Annotated in this window: 29 protein-coding genes; 15 read left to right on the top strand and 14 right to left on the bottom strand. The window is 59.8% G+C overall.

What is annotated here, in order from left to right; genetic code table 11:
• Window positions 1-166: 166 nt before the first annotated feature.
• The 4 genes from FHW77_RS22980 (at window position 167) to FHW77_RS22995 (ending at window position 1,563) form a co-directional block, all read left to right on the top strand.
• Window positions 167-667 carry a YciE/YciF ferroxidase family protein gene (locus FHW77_RS22980; RefSeq protein ID WP_004444481.1) on the top strand — a complete coding sequence of 167 codons (501 nt, stop codon included), beginning with the start codon at window positions 167-169 and terminating at the stop codon, window positions 665-667.
• Window positions 668-758: 91 nt separating this feature from the next.
• A complete protein-coding gene (locus tag FHW77_RS22985) occupies window positions 759-1,139 on the top strand; it encodes a DUF982 domain-containing protein (RefSeq protein WP_152625425.1) in 381 nt (126 codons plus the stop codon).
• A gap of 28 nt (window positions 1,140-1,167) precedes the next feature.
• A complete protein-coding gene (locus tag FHW77_RS22990) occupies window positions 1,168-1,392 on the top strand; it encodes a hypothetical protein (RefSeq protein WP_044458866.1) in 225 nt (74 codons plus the stop codon).
• 24 nt (window positions 1,393-1,416) lie between these two features.
• On the top strand, window positions 1,417-1,563 hold the full coding sequence (locus FHW77_RS22995) for a hypothetical protein (protein ID WP_004444478.1): 147 nt from the start codon (window positions 1,417-1,419) through the stop codon (window positions 1,561-1,563).
• Window positions 1,564-1,634: 71 nt separating this feature from the next.
• On the opposite strand, the gene FHW77_RS23000 is transcribed toward FHW77_RS22995, so the two are convergent.
• The 3 genes from FHW77_RS23000 to FHW77_RS26985 all read right to left on the bottom strand — a co-directional run bounded on the left by FHW77_RS23000 (window position 1,635) and on the right by FHW77_RS26985 (window position 3,451).
• Window positions 1,635-1,982 (bottom strand): hypothetical protein, encoded by a 348-nt coding sequence (locus tag FHW77_RS23000; protein WP_052808795.1) that lies wholly within the window; start codon window positions 1,980-1,982, stop codon window positions 1,635-1,637.
• A gap of 82 nt (window positions 1,983-2,064) precedes the next feature.
• Window positions 2,065-2,721 carry a UdgX family uracil-DNA binding protein gene (locus FHW77_RS23005; protein ID WP_044458865.1) on the bottom strand — a complete coding sequence of 219 codons (657 nt, stop codon included), beginning with the start codon at window positions 2,719-2,721 and terminating at the stop codon, window positions 2,065-2,067.
• Between the two features lie 4 nt (window positions 2,722-2,725).
• On the bottom strand, window positions 2,726-3,451 hold the full coding sequence (locus FHW77_RS26985) for a class I SAM-dependent methyltransferase (protein WP_313076327.1): 726 nt from the start codon (window positions 3,449-3,451) through the stop codon (window positions 2,726-2,728).
• Between FHW77_RS26985 and FHW77_RS23015 the strand changes: the two genes are divergently transcribed.
• Complete coding sequence (locus FHW77_RS23015) at window positions 3,335-3,847, top strand: zinc-binding dehydrogenase (RefSeq protein WP_353618995.1); 513 nt, start codon at window positions 3,335-3,337, stop codon at window positions 3,845-3,847. The two genes, FHW77_RS26985 and FHW77_RS23015, sit on opposite strands and share 117 nt — an antisense overlap.
• 172 nt (window positions 3,848-4,019) lie before the next feature.
• Window positions 4,020-4,793 (top strand): Crp/Fnr family transcriptional regulator, encoded by a 774-nt coding sequence (locus FHW77_RS23020; protein WP_044458864.1) that lies wholly within the window; start codon window positions 4,020-4,022, stop codon window positions 4,791-4,793.
• Here FHW77_RS23020 and FHW77_RS23025 read toward each other — a convergent pair.
• Window positions 4,749-4,988, bottom strand: a complete 240-nt coding sequence (locus FHW77_RS23025) for a DUF6894 family protein (protein ID WP_044458863.1) — start codon at window positions 4,986-4,988, stop codon at window positions 4,749-4,751. The genes FHW77_RS23020 and FHW77_RS23025 overlap by 45 nt on opposite strands.
• A 47-nt stretch (window positions 4,989-5,035) precedes the next feature.
• On the bottom strand, window positions 5,036-5,224 hold the full coding sequence (locus FHW77_RS23030; protein WP_004444474.1) for a hypothetical protein: 189 nt from the start codon (window positions 5,222-5,224) through the stop codon (window positions 5,036-5,038).
• 142 nt (window positions 5,225-5,366) lie between these two features.
• Here FHW77_RS23030 and FHW77_RS23035 point away from each other — a divergent pair, with 142 nt between their 5' ends.
• From FHW77_RS23035 to gst, 9 genes are all read left to right on the top strand, one after another.
• Complete coding sequence (locus tag FHW77_RS23035) at window positions 5,367-5,570, top strand: hypothetical protein (protein ID WP_044458993.1); 204 nt, start codon at window positions 5,367-5,369, stop codon at window positions 5,568-5,570.
• 14 nt (window positions 5,571-5,584) lie between these two features.
• Window positions 5,585-5,773 carry a hypothetical protein gene (locus FHW77_RS23040; protein ID WP_034497806.1) on the top strand — a complete coding sequence of 63 codons (189 nt, stop codon included), beginning with the start codon at window positions 5,585-5,587 and terminating at the stop codon, window positions 5,771-5,773.
• 21 nt (window positions 5,774-5,794) lie between these two features.
• Window positions 5,795-6,085 (top strand): DUF3175 domain-containing protein, encoded by a 291-nt coding sequence (locus tag FHW77_RS23045; protein ID WP_044458862.1) that lies wholly within the window; start codon window positions 5,795-5,797, stop codon window positions 6,083-6,085.
• 127 nt (window positions 6,086-6,212) lie between these two features.
• Window positions 6,213-6,539, top strand: a complete 327-nt coding sequence (locus tag FHW77_RS23050; protein ID WP_022563936.1) for a GCG_CRPN prefix-to-repeats domain-containing protein — start codon at window positions 6,213-6,215, stop codon at window positions 6,537-6,539.
• Window positions 6,540-6,704: 165 nt separating this feature from the next.
• The gene (locus tag FHW77_RS23055) at window positions 6,705-7,397 is read left to right on the top strand and encodes a superoxide dismutase (RefSeq protein ID WP_044458860.1); all 693 of its coding nucleotides are present in this window, start codon (window positions 6,705-6,707) and stop codon (window positions 7,395-7,397) included.
• Window positions 7,398-7,497: 100 nt separating this feature from the next.
• Entirely contained in the window at window positions 7,498-8,487 is a 990-nt protein-coding gene (locus tag FHW77_RS23060) for a Bug family tripartite tricarboxylate transporter substrate binding protein (RefSeq protein WP_044458859.1), read from the top strand.
• A gap of 451 nt (window positions 8,488-8,938) precedes the next feature.
• A complete protein-coding gene (locus tag FHW77_RS23065) occupies window positions 8,939-10,729 on the top strand; it encodes an ABC transporter ATP-binding protein (RefSeq protein WP_044458858.1) in 1,791 nt (596 codons plus the stop codon).
• Between the two features lie 173 nt (window positions 10,730-10,902).
• Window positions 10,903-11,196 (top strand): hypothetical protein, encoded by a 294-nt coding sequence (locus FHW77_RS23070; RefSeq protein ID WP_044458857.1) that lies wholly within the window; start codon window positions 10,903-10,905, stop codon window positions 11,194-11,196.
• Between the two features lie 65 nt (window positions 11,197-11,261).
• A complete protein-coding gene (gene gst, locus FHW77_RS23075; protein WP_022563940.1) occupies window positions 11,262-11,960 on the top strand; it encodes a glutathione transferase, Atu5508 family in 699 nt (232 codons plus the stop codon).
• 47 nt (window positions 11,961-12,007) lie between these two features.
• Here gst and FHW77_RS23080 read toward each other — a convergent pair whose 3' ends face one another.
• The 9 genes from FHW77_RS23080 to FHW77_RS23120 all read right to left on the bottom strand — a co-directional run bounded on the left by FHW77_RS23080 (window position 12,008) and on the right by FHW77_RS23120 (window position 23,142).
• Window positions 12,008-13,777 (bottom strand): tetratricopeptide repeat protein, encoded by a 1,770-nt coding sequence (locus FHW77_RS23080; protein WP_210277053.1) that lies wholly within the window; start codon window positions 13,775-13,777, stop codon window positions 12,008-12,010.
• Between the two features lie 82 nt (window positions 13,778-13,859).
• Entirely contained in the window at window positions 13,860-14,669 is an 810-nt protein-coding gene (locus FHW77_RS23085) for a cyclase family protein (RefSeq protein ID WP_044458856.1), read from the bottom strand.
• Between the two features lie 95 nt (window positions 14,670-14,764).
• Entirely contained in the window at window positions 14,765-15,877 is a 1,113-nt protein-coding gene (locus tag FHW77_RS23090; RefSeq protein ID WP_044458855.1) for an FAD binding domain-containing protein, read from the bottom strand.
• Between the two features lie 112 nt (window positions 15,878-15,989).
• Window positions 15,990-17,237, bottom strand: a complete 1,248-nt coding sequence (locus tag FHW77_RS23095; RefSeq protein ID WP_044458854.1) for an oxalate decarboxylase family bicupin — start codon at window positions 17,235-17,237, stop codon at window positions 15,990-15,992.
• Between the two features lies 1 nt (window position 17,238).
• Window positions 17,239-17,703 (bottom strand): hypothetical protein, encoded by a 465-nt coding sequence (locus FHW77_RS23100; protein WP_044458853.1) that lies wholly within the window; start codon window positions 17,701-17,703, stop codon window positions 17,239-17,241.
• Between the two features lie 274 nt (window positions 17,704-17,977).
• Window positions 17,978-18,352: a response regulator transcription factor gene (locus tag FHW77_RS23105; RefSeq protein WP_004444449.1), complete on the bottom strand. Its 375-nt coding sequence runs from the start codon at window positions 18,350-18,352 to the stop codon at window positions 17,978-17,980.
• A gap of 66 nt (window positions 18,353-18,418) precedes the next feature.
• Window positions 18,419-19,075, bottom strand: a complete 657-nt coding sequence (locus FHW77_RS23110) for a response regulator transcription factor (RefSeq protein ID WP_044458852.1) — start codon at window positions 19,073-19,075, stop codon at window positions 18,419-18,421.
• A complete protein-coding gene (locus FHW77_RS23115) occupies window positions 19,068-20,648 on the bottom strand; it encodes a PAS domain-containing sensor histidine kinase (protein ID WP_044458851.1) in 1,581 nt (526 codons plus the stop codon). Before FHW77_RS23115 ends, FHW77_RS23110 begins: the two co-directional genes overlap by 8 nt.
• A 199-nt stretch (window positions 20,649-20,847) precedes the next feature.
• Window positions 20,848-23,142, bottom strand: coding sequence for an FdhF/YdeP family oxidoreductase (locus tag FHW77_RS23120; protein WP_044458850.1), 2,295 nt, complete (start codon window positions 23,140-23,142; stop codon window positions 20,848-20,850).
• Window positions 23,143-23,489: the final 347 nt, after the last annotated feature.

The following is a 23,489-nucleotide window of genomic DNA, read 5'->3' on the forward strand; positions in this document are numbered from 1 at the left end:
TTCGATTTCATCAAATATATGCGAGACGGCACTACTGTGTAGTTCTGAACATGCACCGGCGATGAACGCGGTACATCCGGAAGCGCTTTTTTCAGGTCTTTTCAGCCAGAGCGGAACAATTGTGGGCACGCGGGGTTCGGGGCGTCGTTCACTCAAGGAGACGTAAATGGCTAGTCAAAAAACGCTCGATGATCTGTTTCTGGATGGCCTGAAGGACATCTATTATGCGGAAAAACAGATACTCAAGGCCTTGCCGAAAATGGCGCGCGCCGCGCAGCTCGAAGAGGCGAAACAGGGTTTCCTGCAGCACCGGGATGAGACGCAAGGCCAGATCGAGCGTCTGGAGCGCGTGTTCGAAATCATCGGCAAGAATGCGCGCGGCAAGACGTGCGAGGCCATTCAGGGCATTATTGCGGAAGCCGAGGAAATCATCGAATCCTTCAAGGATTCGCCGGCGCTCGATGCGGGCCTGATTGCCTCCGCGCAGGCCGTCGAACATTACGAGATTGCCCGTTATGGCACTCTGGTGGCGTGGGCGGGCCAGCTGGGCATCGATGAAGGCGTTCCGCTGCTTCAGGCAAACCTCGACGAAGAAGGCGCAACCGACAAAAAACTGACGAAACTCGCCGCGACGGTTGCCAACCCGAAAAGCCAGAAAGCCGCCTGACGGAAATAGCGCTGGGTCCGTCTTCCGCATTTCGGATGCGAAAGTCGACCCGTAAGTGACGGCGCGGGCTGTTTCCGCGCCCGAACCGTTCATGGTCCATGACCGCGTGGCAGATGCCACGGCGATGGAGAAAAAGATGACGACAATTCCGCTGCTCGGCGCATATCCGCTTGAAATTTTCCTGGGCGGCCGCTGCTTCAATGTTTCTGGCGTGGATGAGGCGGTTCGTTTGCTGGAGGAGGAATGGCCTGAAAAGGCAGGCGTCCATTACGCTCGGGCTTTGAGGAGTTGCCGTCTGGCCATGTTGAGAAACGGGTCTCCGGCGGCTGCGAGGGAGCATTTGATTGCGGCATGTCTTGAGGCCGGTATTCAGCTTGGCCCATCGTCAGGTATCAAAAATACTCAGCTGCCGCTCTTTCCGGGGGCGAAAGCTGGCGGCAAAGGGAGTTTGGCGGCCGCGCCCCGCCGCTGAGACCCGGAACAGAAAGCACGAGGACAAGATGGCCGAGCCACGCGACCGCATAAAACCGGAAGAGGACCTCAATCGCCCTGTCAGTGAGGAGTTCGATTCCAAATATTCGCCCGTCGGCGTCGATGACGGTGCCTTTCGCGGACGGAAGCGAACATGGAAGAGGATGATGATCTATGCTTTGGTTATCTTCGCACTGGCTATCGTGATTGCATTATCTTTCCTTGTCGGTACGCAGCCTGGCCGCGTATCCTGACAAGTATCCCGCGAGGAGAGGCAGATGAGCGAACGGACAGACGAAAAATCGATCTATTGGACGATTGTCGGCGCCGACACCAATACCAATGAGGGGCTGGCGCGATTGCTTGGCGTCATCCTGGTCTTCATCCTTATCGGCGGCTTTCTCGTCTGGCTGCTGGCCGGCTGAACCGGCGCCTGGCGGATAGATGGAGCGATGCCGTCCGGCATCTTTTTCGGACGGCATCCATACCTTATCCCTTAAAATTTTCCAGTGACCAAGTCCCGGCCTTCAATCGAGACCGGCGTGTTTATTTCCCCGCGCCTGCGTTTTAAGGGAATGTCCACCTGGTAAGGCGCGGCGACTGTCAGCCGGAACGCTTCACCGTTTCGGCGCGATACCGCCCGGTCGGTCGCCATGACGTCCGTCGTCGAGTGACGCAGTGGCATGGCTTCGTCCACAAGGATGAAGTCCATGTGCCGCGCCTTCGCCGATGTTACCGCGAGATAACGGCTTGGGTAAACAGCCTCCATGACACTGCCGACCAGAACGGCCCAGCCATTTTCATGTGCCATGATCTCACATTCGATCTTCTTCTTCATTGCCATCAATCCTCCCTTTCGGCAGTGCCTAACCACGCTTGAAGAAGCTTGTTCCCGCGGCTGGAAATGATTGCTGCCAGCAGACCGCTTATTCTGCCGCCGCCAGAAATTTCCTTATCTTGCGTAGATCGGCGACGAAGGCCTGCCGTTGTAATCGCGCCTCGTCGCGGTCGCGAAGGCGCAGCAGGTAGGAAGGGTGAATGGTCACGAGAAGGCGTGTTCCGCCAGGGGTGGTGGAGAGATGCCCCCGCTGCGCGGTCACTCCGCTGGTACGGCCGGTGAGCGAATAGAAAGCCGTCGCGCTCATGGCGACCATGAGCTCTGGTTTGAGTAACCGCAGTTCCGCTCCCAGCCACCACGCGCAGCGCTGCACTTCCCCGCTGTTGGGGCGCGCATGGAGCCGCCGTTTGCCTCTTTGTTCAAACTTGAAATGCTTGACGGCATTGGTGACATAACATTGCGAGCGATCGACGTCTGCTTCCTGCAGGCACGCGTCGAGCAGCCGGCTGGCGGGGCCGACAAATGGATGGGCCTTCAGGTCTTCGTCATTGCCGGGCTGTTCGCCGACAAGCACGACGCTCGCATCGTTTCTGCCCTCGCCAAAAACCAGCTGGGTGGCATTCTTGTAAAGATCGCAACGTTCGCAGCCTTCGGCCTGCCTGTGCAATGCAGCGAGTGAAGGCGCATCGGCATGATCGGGCTGAAAGGCCGGTGGGGGGCGGTTCTTGCGGGCTGCGGTCGGCACGGGTCTATTCTCCCGGCGGCGGCTCTGCCGCATAGTGGCGTGCCCCGCGCCGGCATAGATAAACCTCTCGTTCTGGATGTCGCTCTATGATGAAGCCGGCGCTGCGAAGCATTGCCTCCACCGCGGCCCTGTTGGGTATGAACCAGTTCGTCGGATCGGCCGCATACCGTTCCTCCACGAAAAACAGTTTGGGATAAGCGGGATCCTCGAACATGGCCCATTCTGAAAACGGGTAATCTTCTTCGAGGTCGGGTATTCTCCCGTCACCCCGCTGGAGCGACTGGAAGAGCATCATGTCGGCTGCGACATGTTCGTGGATGAGATCGAGCGCCAGCAGCGGATGCCGCAGATGGTAAAATACGCCCATGAAGATCACGAGGTCGAAACGCTCTTCAAGCTTGGCCACGTCATAAACCGACAATTGCCGGAACTCTATGTCGAGTCCATCCATGATATTGCCGATGCCGGCCTCGTGGTGCGCCTGCCGTCCGAGCTGGATGGTCATCCATTTCCGGGCGAGCCCCTCGGCTGCGCCATGAACATCTTCGAACGCAGCGGGATTGAGGCAGGGCAGACGGTCGCCATCATCGGTATCGGCTTCATCGGCGCGTTGTTGACGCAGCTTGCCGCCCGCCGCGGGGCACGGGTCATTGCCATATCGCGGCGGCCTTTTTCGCTGGAAGTAGCGCACCGGATGGGCGCGACTGAGCTTGTCGAGATGGATGATCACTGGCGCATCATTGAATGTGTCAGGCAGTTGACTGACGGGCGCTTCTGCGATCGTGTCATCGAAGCGGTGGGCAAACAGTGGCCGCTTGATCTCGCAGGCGAACTGACGGCCGAACGCGGCCGGTTGATCATCGCCGGCTATCACCAGGACGGGCCGCGCCAGATCAATATGCAATTGTGGAACTGGCGCGGGCTTGATGTCATCAATGCGCATGAAAGAGATCCGGCCATCTATATCAGCGGAATGAGGAAGGCCGTGGCAGCGGTTGCCGCGGGCGAGCTCGATCCGTCGACATTATATACTCACCGGTATACTCTGAATGATCTGGACCGGGCGTTGAACGATACCAGGGATCGTCCCGAGAGTTTTCTCAAAGCGCTGATAACTTACCCATAAGCGAACCGTGAGGTCGCCTGCATTGATGGGATTCTGGTTTTGCCCGGTTCGATCGCAAGGCCGCGATGGTGCCCAAGGGTACGGAAACGTACATGGCATTTCCTTGCAATTTCAAGCTGCTAAGTTGCCGCGCGTTTGGTGTCGTCGAGCGAGGGGGAAGCGGGTAACGGTTATGCCTGGATCGAGTATTTTTGCGCGCAACCGATTGCTGAGGGCGTTGGGTGAAGAGGGGTTTTCGCGGCTGGTCGCCCGGATGGAGATGATCAATCTGCCCGTGGGCTATCAACTGGTCGGCGCCAATACGCCCATCTCGCGAGTGTGTTTCATTGAGAGCGGTATTGCTTCGTCCGTGGCCCGGACGGAAGGCGGCAAAAGCATGGAGAACATGCTTGTCGGCCGTGAGGGCATGACCGGATGGCCTGTTCTGCTGGGCGCGCGGACAACGCCCGACGAGACGACGATGGGCGTCGCGGGCGAGGGATTCGTCATCGCTGCAGCCGATCTCAGGCGCGAGATGGAACGGGACGCACGCCTTCGCGACCTGTTGCTGGGATATATCAATATCTGTCTGCTTCAGGTGGGTCAGCTTGTCCTCGCAAACGGACAATATGCCCTGCGTGAAAGGCTGTCCCGCTGGCTGCTGATGTGCCACGACCGGCTGGACACCGATGATCTGCCCATTACGCATGAGTTCATGTCTAGTGTATTGGGGGTGCGACGGCCGGGAATCACCAATGAGCTGCATATCCTCGAGGGCATGCGGGCCATTCGGGCAACACGCGGCAATGTGCGAATCATCGATCGCAAGGTGCTCGAGGAGACAGCGGGGGTGACCTATGGTGTCCCCGAAAAGGAATATGAAAGCCTAATGGCGCAATGGCGGGCAGAGATTCCCATCCCCTCAGGGCTTCCTGTCGAGGGCATCGGCGAAGGGAACCACTTTTAAGAGCTCGCGGGCCGAATCGCGGATCACGACGCATCCTTCCGAGATGTCGCGTCCCTGAAGGATCGCCTCGCTCATCAGTTCGCGGGCGTCCTTGTGGGCTTCCTCTATGGCCTGATCGAGCGAGGCGAGATCACTTCCCTCGTCATCATCGAGAATATGCTGGCCACTGACGATGCTGAAGAAAAACCTTGGCATTGATGTGTCCCAAGAACCTGGCGGCTTCCGGCGGGTTTCCGCCGCCGCTAACCGAATTCCCGCAAAATTTGCGCCTGCTTTTCCAGCCGCCCGGCAAGCTCGGAAATGCTCATGTTCGTCGCACAGAGATGGATTGCGCATTCAAGGAACTGCAGCGACGACCGCCTCAGGAAGTCCTGCTGCTGCTCATACACGATCCGGGAGATGCGATCGGGCTCATGGGGTTTGTCCGTCATCATCGTGCTCCACCAGTTTGTGTCAAAACCGCCTAACTTCGACCCGGCGGAATGGTTTCGAAAAATTCGCCCCGGTCGCCGGGCCGGGAACATTGCCCGGGCTGAGTGGTTCGGGATCAGCGAAACGACTGAGGAGGCAAAAATGGGTAATAATTCGCCAAGCGACGGTGCGCCTGGCACCACCGACCAATCGCCGCGCTGGGAGGGGCCGGAAGAAAACAGGCCGCGCGGCTACCTGAAGCCCAAGGACGATCCAGAACGTGAGAGGGACGCCGTGGGCGAAAATCTGCGCGATCCAAGGAAAAAAAGCGTCTCCGACGCGATGAAGACCAAGGACGACCAATAGGACAGGAGGAAACGATGTCGACCTCGACAAAGACACCGGCAAGCATCCGCCAGGGCGGCCCCGGCGCGTCCCATGAAAACGCCAAGGCACCGCTGGACATCAAAAAGCCGCCGGCAGACAGCGACAGGCGCTCCCAAAGCAAGGTCTCCGGCGGTGGCGGCGAGCGCGACAGCCATCACACGCATGATCCGAAGCGAAAATGACGCCGGGTCGGGAGAAGACCGATGAAAAAGGGCAAGAAGAAAAAGAAGTGGTCGCAGAAGGTAACCAGCGAAAGCGATGCGCTTGATATCGAGAAGGATGTTTTCACGAAAAAGGATCCCACCGGCATCGCCCGGTCGCTGAAAGCCTCGGCGGAACACTCGACACGGCGCAAGGCCAACCCGTTCCGCTCTGCAATGTCGATGCTGGTTTTCTATATCAATCGGGCAGGTGGCAAGCTTCCGAAGGAGCGTAAGGAGGTTCTGGAGGAGGCAAAGGACAAGCTGAGAAAGGAATTCGGCAAGTCGGGATAGGGCGGTTTTTCCGGGAATTCATCAGTCGGTGCTGCCGCCGAATTGCCACGAAAACACCCAGATTCATTCAGCCACAGTTCACCCGGCGAGGCGCTAAATCGCTCTATCCCATAAGGAGGGAGATGCGATGCGTAAGATGATTTTAACCGCTGGAGTAATTCTCGGCGCCCTGTTGGGCACTGGCGCGAACGCCATGCCCGTCGGTCAACCATCCGCACCTTCGGCATCCCACATTCAGAATGTGGACTATGCCTGCGGCCGCGGCTTTCATCTGACACCCCGCGGCTATTGCCGCCCGAACGGACCGCGCTACGAGCGTGGCTGGGACCGGCGCGATCGCTGGGAGGGTCGCCGCGAATGGCGCGAACGTCAGGCACGGCGCGAATGGCGCGAGTGGCGTGACCGGCGGGAGTATCGTGACTGGCGAGACCGTCGCGATTATTACCGCTACTGAGCAGACGAGGCCCTCCATCCGGAGGGCCTTTTTGCTTTTCCTTCTTTGCGAAATGGCCCCGGGGTTTCTGACCGGGGATATCCGCCCGGACAATTCGGGGAAATCCAGGCAACCTCCGGCGTCCTTCAGGGTTTGCCTTAATCGTCACTGACAAGGAGGACCATCATGGAGATTACCAGACGCACGATTCTCGCCGCCGGCGCGGCAACCGCTGCCGCAGCCATCTTTCCCCGTCCGCACGTGGCGCGGGCGGCGCTTCCCCTCAGCCAGCCGGCACTTCCGTTCGCCGAGGCGGATCTGGCGCCGGTGATTTCGGCAAAGACGGTGGGGCTGCATTATGGCAAGCATCACAAAGCCTATTACGACAAGCTCAATACGCTGGCCGCCGGCACCCGTTATGCCGATATGGAGCTCGATCGCATCGTCGTCGAATCCGCCCGGTCGAAGGAGGCTGCGGACGTCAAGATCTTCAACAATGCGGCCCAGGCCTGGAACCACGTTGCCTACTGGGATCAGTTCGTTCCGGGCGGCCCCAACCGGCCGCAGGGCGATCTCGCGGCTTCAATCGATAATGCCTTTGGCGGTTATGACGGCTTCGTCAAACGCGCCGTCGATGTCTCGGACACCGTGTTCGGCACCGGCTGGGTGTGGCTGACGCGTGACGACAGCGGGCTTGCGCTGATCGGCTATGAGGATGGCAACAACCCGGTCGCCGTCGGACGGCCGGCTTATCTCGGCATCGATATCTGGGAACATGCCTATTACGTCGATTATGAAAACCGCAAGGCCGAACACATCCGCGCCGTGCTCGACAAGCTGATCAACTGGCGGGTCGTGGAGGAGCGCATGAAAGCCTAGCCGCGTTTCGCCGCCGGGCCATGTTTCCCGGCGGCTTGCCCTCAGGTGCATTTGAGCTACTATGCCGCCATGGCGGGGAGGCCATGTTACAGGAGGGTTCATGAATTACCGGTTTTCTAAACGGCGCATGGTGTTGAAACTTGCCGCGGCGGCAGTTTCTTTCGGCATGTTGGGAATGACGGCGAGCGCGCAGGGCTTTCCGGATCGGACGATAACGCTGGTGGTTCCCTTTGCGGCCGGCGGCTCCACCGATGTGGTCGCCCGCGTCATCGCTCAGAAGATGGGCGACGAACTCGGCCAGCAGATCGTTGTTGAAAATGTCGCAGGCGCAGGCGGCAATCTCGGCGCCGACCGCGTTGCCCGCGCGGAACCGGATGGCTATACTATCCTGATGGGCACGGTGGCGACCCACGCTCTTAACCCGCTCATCCTCAAGACCAAGCCCTATGATCCCGAAAAGGACTTTGCTCCGGTTTCATTGCTGGTGGTGGTGCCGAACGTGCTGGTCGTTAACCCGAAGCTCAACGTCAACAGCGTCGAGGAACTGATCGCGCTGCTGAAAGCCGAGCCGGACAAACACGCCTATGCGTCTTCCGGGAACGGAACACCGCTTCATCTTTCCGGCGAGCTGTTCAAGAGCATGGCTGGCGTCAGCATGCAGCACGTGCCCTACAAGGGTTCCGGCCCGGCGCTCAACGATCTTCTCGGCAACCAGATTTCCATCATGTTCGACAATCTGCCGTCTTCGTCGGGCCACATGAAATCCGGCACCTTGCGGGCACTTGGCGTCACCACCAGCGAGCGCGCTTCATCCTTCCCGGATTTGCCGACGATCGCCGAAACCGTACCGGGTTATGAGACCTATACCTGGAACGCGCTCTTTGCACCAGCCGAAACGCCGGCCGAGGTGGTCGACAAGCTGAATGCCGCCGCCAAGAAAGCGCTTGCCGATCCGGCCGTCGCCGCCCGCATGGCGGATTTCAGCGCCAAAATCGTCGCCTCCACGCCAGAGGAGCTGAAAACCCATGTCTCGGCTGAAATCGCCAAGTGGGAACCCGTCGTCAAGGCGGCAAATGTCCAGATGGATTGATCGGGCTCGATAGACCGATCTTCCGATTTCCGCTGCGTCCCCAGAGGGGCGCGGCGGGGCTTCTGGCATCATAAGGCCGTGGCCGGGCCGCATCGGCCACGGATATAGTCGCCAAGCGCCAATGTGGCGTTTTCGCATCACTTGCCACAAGGTTGCAAAAACCGGCTTTGCAAGTCTGCCAGGTTCAGCTAGAAATTTCTTTACCGCATCAGATCGAACCAAGGGAGGCGTTGCATGACACCAGCATTCATCGAAACCCTCCCGCAGGGAATGACCAGACACTAGGTCATATCCATTCGCGGCCCGCCTTTTGCGCGCCCGACATGCGGTTTTGTTTTCCTTCACAGTCCGATTGATCTGACGGGATCATTTTGTCTCCCGCCCGGGCTGTGCCTTCCAACTTCCATTTCAAGGACCGGTCGCCGAGCAGAATGGCGCCGTGCTGGTAAAAATGTCTCGCAAGAAGCTCGATTTCCGCGCCGATGCCTATCGTCATGTGCTCGGCTTTGTCTTTCACCACTGGCGCCACCGGCCGGCGCTGGTGGGTTTCATCATCGTTCTGGTCATCGCCAGCACATTGGCCGAAGTCATGGTGCCGGTCTTCTCCGGGCGGATCGTCGATGCCATCGCCGGCGGCGATGCGGCGGATCAGGCGCTGCGCGCCTTCATCATCGTGGTGGCGCTGGGGCTGACCAGCGTCGCGCTGCGCTGGTTCATCTTCAACGGCATCATCCGGCTGACGTTGAAAACCATGGCGGATGTTACCAATAACGGTTTTCACAAGGTGCAGCGTTTCTCCACGGACTGGCACGCGAACAGCTTTGCCGGCTCCACGGTGCGCAAGATCACGCGTGGCATGTGGGCGCTCGATTCGCTCAATGACCTCCTGCTCATCGCGCTTCTGCCATCGCTCGTCATGCTGGTGGGCGCCACCATCGTTCTCGGCAGTTACTGGCCCGTCATGGGCCTCATCGTCGGTCTCGGCTCGCTGATCTATGTCGGTGTGACGGTGGGGCTTTCCATGGGATATGTTTCGCCGGCCGCACGGCTTGCCAATGCCTGGGATACGAGGCTTGGCGGCGCGCTGGCGGATGCCATCAGCTGCAATTCGGTCGTGAAGGCCTTTGGCGCGGAACCGCGTGAAGAAACACGGCTCGGCCAGGTGCTGGTGAAGTGGGATAACCGCACGCGCAGGACATGGAAACGCGGCACGATAAACGGCACGATCCAGAGCTTCATGATGGTTTCCATGCAGGCCGGCATTCTCGGCACCGGCCTCATCATGTGGCGACAGGGGCTCGCGACGCCGGGCGACATCACCTTCGTGCTGGCCATGTTCTTCGTGCTGCAGGGATATCTGCGGGACGTGGGGCAGGATATCCGCAACCTGCAGCGCGCCGTCAACGATATGGAAGAGCTGGTGCTGCTTTCCAAGATGCCGCTTGGCGTCGAGGACCGGCCGGATGCGAAACCGATTCATATTGGAAAAGGCGAGATCGTTTTCGATCACGTCACCTTCCAGTATGGCGCGCACGCCACGCCGCTTTATGATGACTTCTCAGTCACCATAAAACCCGGTGAGCGTGTGGGACTGGTCGGCCACTCCGGCTCTGGCAAGACGACCTTCGTCAAGCTCATCCAGCGCCTCTACGATATCAGGTCCGGTGCGATCCGCATCGATGGGCAGAACATTGCCGATGTCACCCAGGCGAGCCTGCGAGGGCAGATTGCCATCGTGCAGCAGGAGCCGATCCTGTTTCATCGCACACTGGCGGAAAACATCGCCTATGGCCGGCCGGACGCGTCGCGGCGCGAAATCGAGCAGGCGGCGAAACAGGCCAGCGCCCATGACTTCATCATGTCCCTGCCCAAGGGCTATGAGACCATGGTGGGCGAACGTGGCGTCAAGCTGTCAGGCGGGGAGCGCCAGCGGGTCGCGATCGCCCGCGCCTTCCTGGCGGATGCGCCGGTGCTGATCCTTGATGAGGCAACCTCAAGCCTCGACAGCGAAAGCGAGGTGCAGATCCAGCGGGCTATGGAACGCCTGATGGAAGGGCGCACCACGCTGGTCATCGCCCACCGGCTTTCGACCGTCAGGGCTCTGGACCGTCTGCTCGTATTCGACAGGGGCAGGATCGTTGAAGAGGGCGACCATCAGGCGCTGATCCGGCTCAATGACGGCATTTATCGCCGGTTGTTCGAGCGGCAGGCTCTGGAACTTACCAAGGGCTTGGTTGCATGACAAAAGCAACGCCGGAGCAAGTGATGCTCCGGCGTTGCCGTGCCGCATCGTCGATCCGCGCACGACTTTTCCGCTAAGGACGCGTATCTCCGAGCAAAAACTGACGGAGCCCGGAAACCACCAGCCTCTCCGGGCGTTTGGGTGTTTGAGTTAAGCCTGAAGGGAGAACAGCCATGGCCGACGATGCCACCGTCACCATTTGCGCCATTTTCGAAACACGCGAGGCAGCCGATATCGCCGTCGAGCATCTGGTCCAGCAGCACGGGATCTCCCGTCCGGATATCTTCATCCAGTCCACATCAGAGCAGAATACGACCGGCACCCAATCTTCACGTGGTGACCTGCCTCGCAGCGATGCGCCGCATGAGGGCGAGATCGAGGTGTCCGCCGATATTGCATCCAGCCGGATTGCGACTGTCCAGCGCAGCCTCGGTGACGCCGGTGCGATCCGCGTTTCACACCGGTGATGCCAAAACCGTGAGGCGCTTACGTACCAGCCGCCCGCGCCGCGCACCGCAATAAGGAGCCAGCAATGAGCAACTTCGAACTTTATTACTGGCCGGTCCCGTTCCGAGGCCAGTTCATTCGCGGACTTTTAGCGCATGGCGGGTGTACCTGGGACGAACACGATGCCGGTGCAATCGAGGAGATCATGGGCCGTGATGCCGGCAAGCAGCCCATAGCGTTCATGGGACCGCCGGTGCTGATCGATCGAGAGCGCAATTTCGCTCTCTCGCAGATGCCCGCAATCGCCCTCTATCTCGGCGAGCGGTTGCAGCTTCTGCCGCCGGGCGCCGAGGGCCGCGCGCTCACTGCCAAGATCGTAAACGATGCCAACGATGTGATCGATGAACTGACGCTCGACGGTGGGCGCGAGATGTGGACCCCTGAAAAATGGGAGGCGTTCGTTCCCCGGTTGCAGGAGTGGATCCGCATTTTCGAGGACACGGGAGCGAGACACGGTCTGACCGGCGATTCGGGGTTCATGCTGGGAACGGAGACACCCGGCGTCGCAGATGTCGTCACGGCAATTCTCTGGACGACAGTTGCAGACCGCTTTCCAGTCATCAGGCGCATAATTGAGGATACGTCGCCCGTCATCTGGGCCTATTCCAGCCGAATGAAAGAGACGGCCCCGCTGGCCGCCCTGAGCCGCCGCGCCTTTGACGACTATGGCGACGCTTATTGCGGAGGGCAGATTGAAAAATCGCTGCGGAAAGTAGCTGGCTGAGGACCGGGGCATCATCGGCCCCCGGTCAGAAAGCGATCCGGCCACAGCTAGGGTTGCTCCAGCCTTTTCAGCGATTCCTGCGCAGTCGCAAGTCCTTGATCGGCGGCTTTGCGGAACCATGTGATGGCCTCGGCCCGATCCTGCGCAACGCCATGTCCCATTCCATACATGTTCCCTAGATTGCCCTGGGCGACGGCAAGCCCCTGATCGGCGGCTTTTTTATACCAGCTGACTGCTTCACCATAGTCGCGGGTAACGCCGAGACCCTGATCGTAGAGCAGGCCGACAGCGTACTGAGCGGTTGCAAAACCCTGATCGGCGGCACGGCGATACCAGATCAACGCCTGTGCATAATCCTGAGCGATACCCTGGCCGCTTTCGTAGCTGTACCCCAGATTGTACTGGGCGACAGCCAGCCCTTGTTCTGCTGCTTTGCGGCCCCAGGACACGGCGAGTTCCAGGTCCTGCGGAACATCCTGGCCGACCGCATAGAGATCGCTAAGGCTGCTTTGCGCTTCCGCCCAGCCCTGATCCGCCGCTTTGCGGATGTATGCGGCGGCGAGTGCCGTATCACGGTCGACGCCCAGACCCGCCTGGTAAAGAACGGCAACCTTATATTGCGCGGCCGGGCTTCCCCCATCGGCGAGCGGTTTCCACGAGCGCAGGGCGGCGCCATAATTGCCGCTGTCATAGGCCGCCTGTCCTTCTTCAAGTGCCGTTGGCGCGGTAAGTCCTGACGTGAGGGCCGGAGCATTGGCGCCACGTTCCGGCAACGGATCAAGGGATGCTGCAGATACGGTGTGAGTGATCCAGTCCGGCAGGTCTGGCAGATTTCGCGGCAGGTCCTCACGCCACACGTGGGTTTGGGTCCTGATTTTAATGCCGCCGCTTTCCGCCAAAACGGTTTCCGTCGCTTCGAGGGTCGATCCATCGCGCAGTGACATGACGACAGTCATCTGCACGTTTTTGCTTGCGTTTCTGGCGGCCGCCAGTTGCTCGTCGCCAAGCTGTTTGGCCTTTTCACCGAAGCTTGAGATCACTCCTTCCACCGCAGAAGCCTGTGATTGCTGGAGCGCAACGTGGTCGTAGGTTTTTTGGAGGCTGAAGGTGGCTGTTTGTCCGGAGATATCTGCGGTCTCGAGCGTCCATTCGATGGCGACGGGAATGGGCGTTTCCCGCGCATATTCCACCACCGACGCCGTACCTGACTGGCCGATCTCGTATGTGGAACTTTCCTGCTCCTGTATTGTGGAAAGAAGCTCTGCCTCCGGTGCGAGATTATGAATAACCAGGATTGGATTGCTTTTGATGCCCTCGACAATATCGCGCAAACCCGCTGGCTGGTTCGCAACGCTGCCATCCGGTCCGACAACCGAGGTGCTGTGCAGGTTGCCGAGGATCGCATCCAATCCGACGAGTTTGCCAGGAAAGCCGTTAAGTCCCGCTTCATATTCCACCTGCCGGACGCCATAGGCCGACAGAGTGTTCCGATAGAGAGCGTTCATTGCGTAAGTGTCTGCAGCGCCTTCGGCGTCCTGTGGCAAATCTGCGCTGAGGGACCAGCGCACGCGCATACCCTCCGCATCCCGCGACAGGACCGTCATGCGCTGCCGAAAATCTCCGCGCATGATCGCTGCCGGCCTGTCGAACCACAACGACATGTCGGTGGAGGTGGTTTTATGGGAACGGTAGAGATATTCCGCCCCCGTTTCCGGGGCGTAGCCGGGAACGACCACGCTGTCGGCGGCAAGAGCTTGAACCCCGCTCAACAGGCATGGCGAAAGGAGCAAAACGAGGGTCTTCCGAAGGCCTTTCATTTTAGAATCCCTTTTTGTACCTGCGATGGCAAGCGGATGGTATCCGTTTCGGATTTCGGGTTTGCGGCAAACTCTACCGGCGTCAGACCAGAGCCAAAATACGGGCTGGTCCGCCTGTTCCGCCTCGGTGGGCAGGCGCGCCGACGATGATGGTCGCCCCCTTCGCCGGCAGTGCTTCCAGATTGTTCAGCCCCTCGATCCCGTAGCGCCCAGCGGGTAGCCAGGAATTATGGACAGCGAAGTCTGCAGAATTGCCCGGATCCAGCGAGAGTGTGTCGACGCCGATGGCGACTGTATCCAGCTTGAGCAGGAGGTCGGTGGCCGACTTGCCGAAGCCGGGGAAGGCAAATTTTCCGGCGTCGTCATTACGGAAGGCCGGGCTTTTCACTTTCGTTGCCCAGCCGGAGCGCAAAGCCACGATTGCGCCTGCCGGAATGTCGCCATTTTCCGATATCCAGCGTTCAATGTCGCCTGCCTCGACCGTGGAATTGGCGTCCTCCCTCGCGCGATCCGTAATGTCGATGATGACCAGAGGGGCGAGGAGCTTTTGCGGCTCGAGTTGATCGACGCTGGCGCCGTCTGCGCTAAAGTGGAAAGGCGCATCGATATGCGTTCCGGTGTGTTCGAAGATGGTCAGCTTATGGAGTTGATAGCCGCTTTTGGCGATATCTGCTGCCCACTCCATCTCAATGCCGGGTTTTCCGTCGAACGTCGGAAACGTGGAATCGTAGGTATGGGTGAGATCGACGACCTGTCTGGGCGATTGCGCCAGAACCGGGGCCGCGAGGCTTCCCGCCGCCATCGCCGTTACACCCGCCACGGCACCCTTGAACAGCAGACGCCGTGACAGCATGTTCTGTTTGACGTTCTCGATCACGCAGCTATTGCACATGCCTTATTCCCTCCAATGAGAAATTCCCCGGTTGCAAGCGTAACGCAAACACGCAGGGGCGCAAGGCGGGAGCGTGGCCGATTTTTCACCCGTATTCACATCGCGGTTTCGCCAAGTCGGCGTCCATAGGCGGCGATTGCCTTGCCCACTGGCAGGCGGGTGTTCTGATACCGCGCAAGGGCGGCAGGAAGGTCGTCCGTTTGCCGCAGGGCGTCGCGCAGCGCCATTGCATCGCCTGCCGCCTTTGAAACACCCATTGCCGTGTGAGGACGAACGACGAAGGCGGCATCTCCGACCAGGGCGATACGCTGGGAGACCATGTGTTCCGCCTCGAAATCAAAAATCCCCTGGATCGATGGCGTCTCCTCTACGTCCACGGCAAGCGCCATTTGCGGCGGCAGAAGGAAAAAGGCCTCTTCGCGCAGTTGCGCCCTCCGGCTGCTGGGGAGCTCGCCGCGGGGGAGGGAATGCTCAAAATGCCTGCCGTCCCGGCCCGTGAAGGTTCGGGCAAGATCTTCGGCAGGCGTTGGACGATACCAGACCCAGTTATAGCGACGCTGTCCCTGCCGTGTCTCGCCGCGCGATCCCGGCACGAGATAACCCAGAACATGAATTCCGGACGTGATGTAGAAGGCGAAACGGTCCAGCAGCAGGGCGGCGTCGGCAGGCAGTCTTGTTTCGGGGATCAGCCCGCGCCAGGCGACGTAGCCCGCATAGGCGTTTTCCGAATGCTGGTTGACGGCGCTGCGGATGGCCGAACCCAAACCATCCGCGCCGATAACGAGGTCAGCACGTTCCTCCATGCCATCGGCAAAGGAGAGCGTCACTCCCTGCGGATCTTCGCGAACGTCGTTGACGTGATGGCCGAGACGATAGGTATCGGAGAGGAGGCGTGAGGATACGCTCTCAAAGAGGTAGTCCCATGAGACCTGCATCTGCGGCGTTTGCTGGCGCTGGGCAATGTGCCCGCCGGCATCGAGGTAGATGCGCTCCTTCGCAACCACACCGATCTTGGCAACGTCTTCGCAGCCGATTTCCCTCAGAACGTCGAACAGGTCCTTTTGAGGCACCAGTCCCGCCCCGCGCCCGGCAAGCCCGGATGACGAGCGTTCGTAGACCTTTACATCGTGTTCGTCCTGCTGAAGCAGTATCGCGGTGAAAAGCCCGGCAAGCGAGCCGCCAGCGATGCGGATTTTCAGTGGTTTCATGGCCGTACCTGCCTTTCGATATCGATCTGGCAATTGTTCGTTCTGTCTTTACGGGAGAAGGCCGGCTGATCGGATATGCCGAGACGCCGGCCCCTACGGAAGGAGAGGATGTTCAGCCTGGCATGATTGCCGGCTGGTTTGCGGGAAACCTGGCGACATCCTCGATGCTGACATTCAGGTGCTGGGCAACGAGCGCCGGCGGGGTATGCGTGAGCCAGGAAGAGAGGCTGACTTCCTGATACTCTGCCGTCTTGAAGACCGCGACGAACTGCAGGTCGGTCTTGCCGGTATTCTCGATGATGTGGCCTTGGCTCCGTTTCACGTAGCCAATGTCGCCGGCGCGGAAATCGGCGGTCTGGCTGCGCGGACCGGCGTCGAACACGGTCATCCGGCCTTCACCCTTGATCCAGTACTGCCATTCGTCCGCGTTGGGGTGCCAGTGCATTTCGCGCACCCCGCCGGGCTTGATCGTTTCGATGGCGGCGGCGATGGTTTTGGACACGGTAAAGGCGCTGCTGTCGGCAAGGCGAATGACGCCAGCAGCGTTCTCCTTCAGCGGTTTGGAGGCCGCGAGCTTGTAAGTAAAGGGGTAAGGGGGAAGTCCTGCACCGGCAACGGCTTCCTGATCCCTGGAGAGAGGTCCGGGCTCCTTGCCCTGAAAAATCCAGAGGTTCTGCAGTGGAATATTGCGGAACACATCCTGCTCGACGCCGAAATTCTTCGCCAGCAGTTCAGGTGAGGTATGTGCCAGCCAGTCCGTCAGTAGCAGGGTGCCGTATTCGGACTGGTCGCCTTCGTCGAACACAATGACGAACTCGCACCCGTCGGGACCAAGTCCCTGCAGCGAATGGGGATAACCGGCCGGAAAATACCAGAGATCGCCGGCCTCGACGTCCTGGACATAAGCACGGCCTTTGGTATCGAGCACGGTGATACGGCAGCGTCCATTGGTCATGATCGCCCATTCTGCAGCGCGGTGCCAGTGCATCTCGCGAATGCCGCCAGGTCCCAGTCGCATGTTGACCCCGGACACGGCATCCGAAATCGCGAAATCGGATTTGGTCACCTGACGTGCCCAGCCGCCGTTCTGGATACGCTTGGCGGCATTGTTGAACGAACCCCAGAAGAGCTGCATGTCGCCGACATCCGTCGCGGGCGGGCTCTGGAAGGAGGGGAACTGGTCGTTGATAACAGGGTTCTTCGGGCCTGGATCGCTGAGCCCCGCGGCATTGGCGTTGATTGCTCCCTCCGCAGGCTGATCAGGATTGCCGAAAGATGCAGCACCGGCGGTGCTGGCGGCAAGCGCGGTGCCGCCGACGGCGCCGATTGCGAGGACTGCGCGTCTGGTCAAAGCTTCCATTTCAGAACTCCTTGTTCATGGCGAATTGCGACGAGGTACCGGTATCGTCGGGTTGTGATGCGAGCTGGAGCGCGGCAATGCGATCAATCAGCTCGGCATTGAAGAGACGGTGCTGCAGTTGACAGAAGGCTTTTGGCTCGAGCGCCTCGTACCGGTCCGTTTTTCGGGCGGCGCGGATGGCGATGCAGGACGTTTCGTCATTTGCCGGAGCTGACACGCCTGTTGCCGCATCCTCCCCTGGAGCAACAGGACCCGAAAGTCCGGCCAGCCTGTCGATCGCCTGCGGCGTGAGGATGCGGAAGGCGCTGGCCGATGCAACGTTTTCAGAGGCGGCAAGCGCCGGCTCGGTATTCCTGATCAGGAGAGCGTTGCCGGCGAGCACTGCGGTCGCGCCCAATGCCAGCACCGTTGCGAGCTTGAGATGTCGAGGTTTGCGCTCGTCTGTCTTCTGACTGATGGAGGTCATGCCCTGCTCCTCAAAATGGATGATCGTGTCGTCAGGACCGTCCGGGAGGGAGGCGTTTGACTGGGACAAGGCTACGGCGGGTCAGCGCTGCGGGCACCTATACAGAGGTCTAGTTGGTATGGCGGAAGGTCGTGGCGGAATGGCAAACGCCGGGAGGAATTCCGTCAACGGCAATGCGTGCCCTGGCGGCACAGGGCCGGGGCATAAAAAACAGGGCTCGAAGGAAGAGGCTTAGCGTGATGAAAGGCTGTCTTCGCCAGGCGTCAACCGAAAGTCAGGGCTGCGGTCCGAGAACCGATTCCAGGCATCCCATCAGTTTGCCGATATTGACCGGCTTGCGCAGAAAGGCGAGGGCGCCGCCGCTCAGGGCGGCGTTGCGGGTGCGGTCATCCTCGTAGGAGGTCACGAAAATCATCGGCGCATGCTCGCCGCGCCGGTTCAACTCACTCTGCAATTCGATGCCGGAGAGGCCGGGCATCTTCACATCCACAACGATGCAGTCGATGTCCGCCTGCTGCTGCGCGTCCAGAAACTGTTCGGCAGAAGCAAACAGGCGGCATTGGTAACCGAAGGACATGATGAGATCGTCCATGGCTTCACGGATGGCAGGGTCGTCGTCAACGACGGCAATGACGGGAACGGGGGGCAATGAAAGCGACCTTTTCTGTTTTTCTTTCTTCCTCTATGCGCCCATGCCGCCCTCAAAGATACCATACTAAGATACAGGTGGGCGCATCTTCTCGCCGATCAGTTCCGCCTTGCGAACGAGATCGGCGACCGATCTCGCTTCCATCTTGCGCATCACATTGCCGCGGTGCAGTTTTACCGTGACCTCGCTGATGCCTAGCTCATAGGCGATCTGCTTGTTCATCAGACCGCGAACGACGGCGCTCATGACCTCGCGTTCCCTCGGCGTCAGTTGTTCGAAAAGGGAGGTGACGGCCTCGTTCTGGGCGCTTTCGCGGCGTCGCGATGCATCCCGTTCCATTGCTGCCGCGACGGCGTCCAGGATGTCCTGTTCCTTGAAGGGCTTTGTCAGGAAATCCACGGCGCCTGCTTTCATCGCCCGCACGCTCATCGGGATATCGCCGAAGCCGGTCATGAAAATGATCGGCATCCTGTTGCCGATGCGTTCCAGCTGTATCTGGAAGTCGAGGCCGCTGATGCCCGGAAGCCGCACATCGAGCAGCAGGCAACCCGGCCGGTTCAGATTGGCTTTTTCGAGGAAGGCGGTGGTGCTGTCGAAAGCTTCGGCGTCAAACTTCATGGAGCGAAACAGATCGGTCAGCGCCTCACGCATCGACACGTCGTCGTCGACGATGAAAACGACGGGTTGGGGTGGCTCCTTCGCCTGCTTGCGTGGGTCAGGCATGGTCCATCTCCTGGCTGATCGGCATGGAAATGGTAAAGACCGCCCCGCCGAGGGGGTGATTGTCACCGGTCAGCCTGCCGCCGCGCGCTTCCAGAGTGGTGCGGCAGATCGATAGCCCCATGCCCATCCCTGTCTCCTTTGTCGTGTAGAATGGTGAAAACAGCTTTTCCTTCATCTGCGCGGGGAAACCCGGTCCGTTGTCGTGAACGGCAATATGGATATTGTGACCGTCTTCACGTTCTTTCCGCACCGTGATGGTGCGATTGGTGCTGCCTGCCTCTTCCATCGCCTGAATGGCATTTGTGAGAAGGTTGATGAGGACCTGCTGCAATTCGATCCTGACGGCCGTTATTGGCGGAGTGGCCTGTTTGTCCACGTGGACGGCGGTGCCGCTGCGCTCGAGCTCGTGTTCGAGAAGGCTGAGCGTTTCGTCAATGAACTCATCGAGATCGAAGGTTTCCGTCTTGCCGCTGGTATGGGCGAGCTGACTGCGTGTGTTCTGGATGATGTCGCTGGCGCGCTGGCCGTCACGGATCATGCGTTCGGCCGAACGGCGGGCCGCGGCGAGATCCGGCGGATCGCGGTCGAGCCACCGCAGCAATGTCTGTGCATTGACGATGATGGCCCCAAGCGGCTGGTTCAATTCGTGGGAGAGCGATGCTGACATGGCGCCCACCGCCGCGGCCTTTGAAGCCTTCGTCAGCTCTGCCTGCGCTTCGGCCAGCGCCTTCAGCGCCATTTCGCGCTGGGTGATATCCACCATGCTCACCACCACGCGATTGAAGGCGGCCGCCTCGGCCGGAAAGCTGATGGAAAGAAGCACCAGCTTGTCTTCACCGCTTTCCGTGCGCACCACCACCTTGTCTTCAAAAACACGCCGGTTATCGATGATCGCCTGCAGGACATCGACGAATTTTCCGGAAGACGAAACGATCGACCGCTGAAGGGTTCCGCGCAGAGAGGAGTCGTAACCGAGCATTTCCTTTCCGGCCTCATTCGACGCAACGACCGTGATGAGGTCGATACATTGCTGCGTAAAACCCGGATTGGCGCGTGCGTGGGCGCGCATATCGGTGACGCCCTGTTGCTTGAGGCCCATCAACAGGGCGTGAAGCTTCGAATAGTCCCGCTCCCAGAGCGCCACGCGCGTGCGGTCGAAAATGGAGCGATAGCGCTCCTCGCTTTCTTTGAGCGCCGCGTTGACGGACAGCATCGCCAGCCGCGCGGTTTCGGTTTTCAGCAGCAGCATGGTGGTAACGGCGAGTGCCGCAAGGGCGACCACCAATCGAAGGGCAGACTGGAAGTCGGCGTCCTGCGCATGGGTCGCCGCATAGGACAGCAGCGATAGAATGGCGCAGGTGCAGGAGATCGCGATGAGTCCTGACCAGCTCACGGCCTGCGCGGCCAGAAGAACCGTGATGACGTAAAGAACGGCGATCGCGCCTTCTATGTCGGTATAGGTGTCGACGTAAAATACACCTGCTGCCAGCACCAGCGCGCCAACTCCAAAAAACAGATGGTGGGCTCCATCCTCCGGCTCTCTCGCGCGAAACATCATTGACGCAATCGACATTGTTCCCCCGATGCGATTTTTGCCGACAATACGGTTTTTTCAGCACAACCTGACCTATACATAGGTCTTGGTTGCCATCGCCATCTTAACGTCAAAGATAGCGGGAAATGGGTGCGGGGCCATATGCAAAAATATGCATCCAGGACCTGTCGTCCACAGGCACCCATGGCTTCTGCAATGCGCACCGGCCCTTATCTCGTCAGACAGCTGCTGCACTCACCGTAATCGGTACGCCTTTATAGGAGGGCGTTCCCGAAAGGCGATCATAACGGTCTAGCGCCACCACCGCATTCATCTCGGGATAATAACCCGCTGCCGAGCCCTTCGGGATATCGTACTCAACAGCCGTGAAACCCTGAACGAGGTGGCGCCCCTCACTGTCTTTGGCGATACCGTGAATATCGATGCGGTCGCCATCCTTCAGGCCCCGTTCGGCGAGGTCCTGCCGATTCATGAAGATGACGTCCCTGCGGCCGAAGACGCCGCGATAACGGTCATCCATGCCGTAGATCGTTGTGTTGTACTGGTCGTGGCTGCGGATGGTCGTCAGCACGAGGGCGTCCGGATTGGAGATCAGCGGGTCTTCCTCGATCCCGGTGGCGACAAGGAAATTGGCCTTGCCGCTCTCCGTGTTCCAGCGGCGGAAGGAGGCTGCGACATCAAGGCGGAAGCCGCCTTTCACGCGGACCCGGCTATTGAAATCCCTGAAGTCAGGGAAGACCTCTTCGATCTTGTCGCGGATGCGATCGTAATCGGCAATCAGCCAGTCCCAGTCAATGCCGTGACGGTTTCCAATGGTTGCCTTGGCGATGCCGGCGATGATGGCGGGCTCCGACCGCACAAGTTCGCCTGGCGGTTTGAGGAAACCGCGTGAGGCATGCACCATCGACATGGAATCCTCGACGGTCACCGCCTGCGGGCCGGAGGCCTGTGTATCCAGATCGGTTCGCCCGAAACAGGGCAAAATCAGCGATGTCCGTGCCGTCAGAAGATGCGAGCGATTGAGCTTCGTTGCAATGTGGACAGCGAGATCGAGTTTGCGCATACCTTCGAAGGTCGCGGCGGTATCCGACATGGCGACGGCGAGGTTTCCGCCAAGGCAGATGAGCGCCCGGGATTTTCCGGCGATGATTGCCTCGACGGCTTCTATGGCATTGTGGCCTTTTTCGGCGGAGGGGCGAAAACCGAAGGCGCGTTCCATTCCATCCAGCAGCGCCTTGTTCGGGATTTCGGTGATGCCGACAGTGCGATCACCCTGAACATTGGAATGGCCGCGAATGGGCGCTATCCCCGCACCCTGGCGCCCCATATTGCCGCGCAGAAGCAATAGATTGGCAATCTGCTGGACATTGCTCGTACCCTTGGCGTGCTGTGTTATACCCATGCCGTAACAGATAATGACATTGGAGGCGTTGACGTAAACCCGGGCAGCGCTCTCTAGCGCCTCCCTCGTCAGCCCGCTGACCGAGCAGATCGTATCCCATGAGGTGGCGTCGATATCGCTGCGCAGCACGTCGAGGCCTGAGGTATGTTGCTCGATGAAGGCCCGGTCCAGTGCGCCGGCTCCGCCTGCATCGAGGCTTTCCGCATCCATTTGAAACACCGCCTTCATGATGCCCTTCAGGGCGGCGAGATCGCCGCCGGTGCGCAACTGATAATAGGCGGAGGCGATCGGAGTGGAAGAGAGCGTCGCCATTTCGATCGGGTCCTGCGGCGCGGCGAAACGCTCCAGAGCCCGTTCCTTCAGCGGATTGAAAACGACGATCGGCACGCCGCGTTTTGCGGCATTGTGCAGCGTCGTCATCATGCGGGGATGATTGGTGCCCGGATTGTGGCCGAAGCTGAAGATCGCATCCGCATGATCGAAGTCCTCCAGCGTCACTGTCCCTTTGCCGACGCCGATGGATTTCGGAAGGCCGACGCTGGTTGCCTCATGGCACATGTTGGAACAATCGGGAAAATTATTCGTCCCGAAGGCGCGCACGAAAAGCTGATAGAGAAAAGCAGCCTCGTTGGACGCCCGGCCTGACGTGTAAAATTCCGCCATGTCTGGGTCGCCAAGCTTGTTGAGCTCCTGCGCGATCAGGCGAAACGCATCGTCCCACGCGATCGGCTCATAGCGATCACTCTCGGGATTGTAATGCAGGGGAAGGGTCAGCCTTCCGGCATCCTCGAGCTTGTGGTCGGTCCACTGCCACAATTCGGAGACCGTGTGCTGTGCGAAAAATTCAGGTCCGGATCGTTTGGCAGTCGATTCCCATGTGATCGCCTTGGCGCCGTTTTCGCAAAATTCGAACGATGAGGTGTGTTTGGGATCGGGCCAGGCGCAGCCGGGACAGTCGAAACCCTCGGGTTGATTTGCCTTGAGCAGCGTCATGGTGCCCTGGGCGACGATCTGCTGGTGGGCGAGGGTTTTCGCGACGGCTTTCAACGCATCCCAACCGCCGGCGGGATGATCATATTTTTCAATACCTTCCGGGCGTTCTTCTGTCATGTGGGATGTCCTTCGATTTTGCAGCCTGGGGATTGTCGTGCGCCACGACGCTAGCCCACGTACGCACGCTTAAACATCATACTCATGCATAGGTTGCCTGCTCACCAGAGGGAGAAATGAAAAAGGCCGCCTCCTGCGGCGGGGGCGGCCTTTTGCGGATCGGGAGGGAGATCCGCGGCTCCGGGGAGGGGACGCCGGAGCTTCTGGCTTCTGTGAGCCAATCGCCGAGGGGCGGGGCGACGGGCAAACGTTATCCCGGGCCGGCGCTAGACGAAACTACACTTAGGTATCGGGTAGACTGTACCAGCAGCCGATTTCTCCTCACCCGTTCTTCTCCCTATTCTCGA

Source organism: Agrobacterium sp. RC10-4-1, assembly GCF_014138475.1.
In the GTDB taxonomy this organism is placed as follows: Bacteria; Pseudomonadota; Alphaproteobacteria; order Rhizobiales; family Rhizobiaceae; genus Agrobacterium; species Agrobacterium pusense.

Bases quoted from the DNA above. Each gene is read 5' to 3' on its own strand.
- gst (WP_022563940.1), top strand. From the start codon at position 11,262: ATGAGCAACTTCGAACTTTATTACTGGCCGGTCCCGTTCCGAGGCCAG.
- FHW77_RS23040 (WP_034497806.1), top strand. From the start codon at position 5,585: ATGTCGACCTCGACAAAGACACCGGCAAGCATCCGCCAGGGCGGCCCC.
- FHW77_RS23080 (WP_210277053.1), bottom strand. From the start codon at position 13,777: ATGAAAGGCCTTCGGAAGACCCTCGTTTTGCTCCTTTCGCCATGCCTG.
- FHW77_RS23050 (WP_022563936.1), top strand. From the start codon at position 6,213: ATGCGTAAGATGATTTTAACCGCTGGAGTAATTCTCGGCGCCCTGTTG.
- FHW77_RS22990 (WP_044458866.1), top strand. From the start codon at position 1,168: ATGGCCGAGCCACGCGACCGCATAAAACCGGAAGAGGACCTCAATCGC.
- FHW77_RS23070 (WP_044458857.1), top strand. From the start codon at position 10,903: ATGGCCGACGATGCCACCGTCACCATTTGCGCCATTTTCGAAACACGC.
- FHW77_RS22995 (WP_004444478.1), top strand. From the start codon at position 1,417: ATGAGCGAACGGACAGACGAAAAATCGATCTATTGGACGATTGTCGGC.
- FHW77_RS23000 (WP_052808795.1), bottom strand. From the start codon at position 1,982: ATGGCAATGAAGAAGAAGATCGAATGTGAGATCATGGCACATGAAAAT.
- FHW77_RS23060 (WP_044458859.1), top strand. From the start codon at position 7,498: ATGAATTACCGGTTTTCTAAACGGCGCATGGTGTTGAAACTTGCCGCG.
- FHW77_RS22985 (WP_152625425.1), top strand. From the start codon at position 759: ATGGTCCATGACCGCGTGGCAGATGCCACGGCGATGGAGAAAAAGATG.
- FHW77_RS23045 (WP_044458862.1), top strand. From the start codon at position 5,795: ATGAAAAAGGGCAAGAAGAAAAAGAAGTGGTCGCAGAAGGTAACCAGC.
- FHW77_RS23095 (WP_044458854.1), bottom strand. From the start codon at position 17,237: ATGGAAGCTTTGACCAGACGCGCAGTCCTCGCAATCGGCGCCGTCGGC.
- FHW77_RS23030 (WP_004444474.1), bottom strand. From the start codon at position 5,224: ATGACGGACAAACCCCATGAGCCCGATCGCATCTCCCGGATCGTGTAT.
- FHW77_RS23020 (WP_044458864.1), top strand. From the start codon at position 4,020: ATGCCTGGATCGAGTATTTTTGCGCGCAACCGATTGCTGAGGGCGTTG.
- FHW77_RS23120 (WP_044458850.1), bottom strand. From the start codon at position 23,142: ATGACAGAAGAACGCCCGGAAGGTATTGAAAAATATGATCATCCCGCC.
- FHW77_RS22980 (WP_004444481.1), top strand. From the start codon at position 167: ATGGCTAGTCAAAAAACGCTCGATGATCTGTTTCTGGATGGCCTGAAG.
- FHW77_RS23100 (WP_044458853.1), bottom strand. From the start codon at position 17,703: ATGACCTCCATCAGTCAGAAGACAGACGAGCGCAAACCTCGACATCTC.
- FHW77_RS23090 (WP_044458855.1), bottom strand. From the start codon at position 15,877: ATGAAACCACTGAAAATCCGCATCGCTGGCGGCTCGCTTGCCGGGCTT.
- FHW77_RS23065 (WP_044458858.1), top strand. From the start codon at position 8,939: ATGTCTCGCAAGAAGCTCGATTTCCGCGCCGATGCCTATCGTCATGTG.
- FHW77_RS23115 (WP_044458851.1), bottom strand. From the start codon at position 20,648: ATGTCGATTGCGTCAATGATGTTTCGCGCGAGAGAGCCGGAGGATGGA.
- FHW77_RS23055 (WP_044458860.1), top strand. From the start codon at position 6,705: ATGGAGATTACCAGACGCACGATTCTCGCCGCCGGCGCGGCAACCGCT.
- FHW77_RS23025 (WP_044458863.1), bottom strand. From the start codon at position 4,988: ATGCCAAGGTTTTTCTTCAGCATCGTCAGTGGCCAGCATATTCTCGAT.
- FHW77_RS23110 (WP_044458852.1), bottom strand. From the start codon at position 19,075: ATGCCTGACCCACGCAAGCAGGCGAAGGAGCCACCCCAACCCGTCGTT.
- FHW77_RS23085 (WP_044458856.1), bottom strand. From the start codon at position 14,669: ATGTGCAATAGCTGCGTGATCGAGAACGTCAAACAGAACATGCTGTCA.
- FHW77_RS23035 (WP_044458993.1), top strand. From the start codon at position 5,367: ATGGGTAATAATTCGCCAAGCGACGGTGCGCCTGGCACCACCGACCAA.